The organism is Bartonella sp. AA18HLJMS (assembly GCF_042197245.1).
Taxonomy (GTDB): Bacteria; Pseudomonadota; Alphaproteobacteria; order Rhizobiales; family Rhizobiaceae; genus Bartonella.
In genome coordinates this window covers 1-3,064 of the sequence record NZ_JBHIRP010000046.1, presented here as the reverse complement: position 1 = coordinate 3,064, position 3,064 = coordinate 1, and the positions used below count along the sequence as shown (strand labels likewise).

The 3,064-nt window shown below is 39.9% G+C and carries 1 protein-coding gene; it reads right to left on the bottom strand.

Going from position 1 to position 3,064, the window contains the following annotated elements:
* On the bottom strand, positions 1 to 2,819 hold a 2,819-nt coding region (locus tag ACFINW_RS09690; RefSeq protein WP_375674249.1), incomplete at its 3' end, for an autotransporter outer membrane beta-barrel domain-containing protein.
* Between the last annotated feature and the right edge of the window lie 245 nt (positions 2,820 to 3,064).

The following is a 3,064-nucleotide window of genomic DNA, read 5'->3' as shown; positions in this document are numbered from 1 at the left end:
TGTGGAACAACAGCTCTAATTTGGAGATTAGACTGAACATCAAGCGGTATAGAGAGATTAGATGAAGGATCTAAAGGATCAGAGGACTGAGAAGGCTTTGGTTCAACAGGGACAGAAGGAGGAGAAACAGTATCCAGAGATGAAGTGTCCTCCGGAGCAGAGGGCTTAGATGGCAACGACATAGAAAGTGGATCAGGGCGTGGAGAATCGACAGGATCAGAGGACGTAGAAGAAGGAGGGTCAGACATAAACGACGTAGAAAGTGGATCGGGGGGAGAAAATGGAGGATCAACAGGATCAGGGGATGTAGAAGAAGGAGCATCAGACATAAACGACGTAGAAAGTGGATCGGGGGGAGAAGGTGGAGGATCAACAAGAGCAGAGAACGTAGAAGAAGGAGAGTCAGATGTCAACGACGTAGAAAGTGGATCGGGAGGAGAAGATGGAGGATCAACAGGATCAGAGGATGTAGAAGAAGGAGCGTCAGACATAAACGACGTAGAAAATGGATCGGGAGGGAGAGGATCGACAGGATCAGAGGACGTAGAAGAAGGAGGGTCAGACACAAACGAAGTAGAAAGTGGATCGGGAGGGGGAGGATCGACAGGAGCAGAGGACGTAAAAGAAGGAGGGTCAGACACAAACGAAGTAGAAAGTGGATCGGGAGGGGGAGGATCGACAGGAGCAGAGGACGTAGAAGAAGGAGAGTCAGATGTCAACGATGTGGAAAGTGGATCGGAAGGGGGAGGATCGACAGAATCAGAGGACGTAGAAGAAGGAGGGTCAGACATAAACGACGTAGAAAGTGGATCGGGAGGGGGAGGATCGACAGGAGCAGAGGACGTAGAAGAAGGAGAGTCAGATATCAACGACGTAGAAAGTGAATTGGGGGGAGAAGATGGAGGATTAACAGGATGAGATAATGAAGAAGGTTTACCAAATGGACCATTATAAGAACCTATTCTAGAAGAAATATAAACCCCTTCGAGTCGGAAATCCCAAAATTCCCCCTCACCTTCCACTAATCTTTGCGTAGCATCTGCTTCTCCAAAGGGCGAACCTGGACCATAACCACGAATACGATATTGATAAGGAAAACCTTTCACCGTAGTATAATCATCATAACCATTGGCGAGTCGAAAAGAACCTGCCTGCGCTGTTCCAGCAACTTGAATGAGTGAAATGCTTTGATCTTTTCCCTCATAGACTTCTTTACTTGCATATTTTGGAAAATTTTGCACATGAACGAATGTCGTTCCAGAAACATCCCCATAGATCAATATGCGATCCGTCTTTTGGGGATTAAACAAACCCTCATCATTCAAAAATGCATTCAACCTAATCTGAGCGTTTCCCTCGGCACTGTAGACTTTTTTATCTTTTGATGCGAGAATTTTATCTCCTGCACCTATATCTGCTTTTTTTCCAATGCGTAGCGTTTGATAACCACTGTCTTCATCAAAGATCAATGTGCTATTGGAAAGACTTAGAGAAGAAAGCGATGAAACAGATTCCTGTAAACCGTTGTATTTACTTTTAGTAAGATACCATTTTGAATAACGAATTAACTCTAAATCAATAACCGATCTACCCTCAACACGCGTACCTCCTGTAAGAGAGGAAGCGTTTGCTTTCACCAATAGAGAAGCATTATTTTTAGCTTTTAGCAACAAATCACCAGAGATTTTTGTTTCATCCGATAATTCAAGAGTGCCTTTTACTTCATAGTCTTTATTCCCCTTCGCATAAATCGCAATCCCGTCTGGAACTGTCATATTTGTCTCTGATAAATAAACAAATGCCCTCCCCGTGATAACTTTTTTGGTTTCTAAAATTTTTTCATCATCTCGTTGCCTCAACATTTTAGCAAGTTCTTCTGGAGCTAAAACATTAAAGCACAGTCCATATACTCCCTCACCCTGAACAGAAATATTGTTTTTTTCTATCTTAATATTTGTATTCTTAAAGCCATCTGGTGAAATATATTTTTGAATTAACTTACCATTATCATTTACATAACCTGAAAAGTTTTTCATCAAGAATGCATGCATATGGTTCAGCTGAATAAAATTGTTTTTCAAATGAACGTCACCACCTTGAAAAACCTCAAAAGCTTCTGGCAATACCCCCATAGCTCCATCACCATCTGTTAAAGTTTCCTCCCTCCTTCCTTGCCCCGTAATCCCCATAGTATCAAGAATATAATGCCCCCCAAATCGAGTTGAAAATGAGCCAATCTGGTTAAAATTAACGGTACCGTCTGTCATTTTAACCATTGCATCAAAACCACTCATAATACCGATCCCTTTTACATTCAAATTATCTGGCTCAATATTGATATTCACACTCACTAAAGCAATATCCGTTCCTCTCCCCCATGCATAAATAGCATGTGAAGTCCCCTTAATTTCCCCTACTGTCATGCTAATAACGGCATTTTGAGCACGAAGAGCAGGTATATTCTTAAAATCTGAAGCTATTAAATTAATTTTTCCACCATTTCTTACATACGCCCCATACGCAGATATTTTATCTGGATCATCGCCAAAAACTGTTATCTGAGAGGCATTAACAATAGTGCCTGCTTTTTCTACATATATAGCTGCAATAGGTGCAATATGAGCAGACGTCTCTTGAGAACTTTTTAAGTAATAGATTTTATCTGCAAGAAAGTGTGTTTTTCTATCATCGCATTTATAAAATGCCCCTCCTGCATCACTTGAAGATCCTGCAGCATTAACATACGTAACCTGCAAAAAATAAAGAATAGCTGTTGTAACGTTGCATAAAAATACATATTTATGAAATACATAAATCATAACTCTTGCCGCCTCCTATTCCCCTACTTCTATTCATTGAAGAATAATATCTATATTAAGCTAATAAATTTCTCAAAATACAATAAATATAAAATGAAATATTTAATTTAATACTTAATACAATACTATATACTTATATATAAGTTACTATATAGTTTATGTATCGCTAAAAAAGGTGGCGCAATCCAGCAGAGAAACTCGTTCCAGAAAAACCAATTTTCTTAAATCTATGCTGATAAGTGACA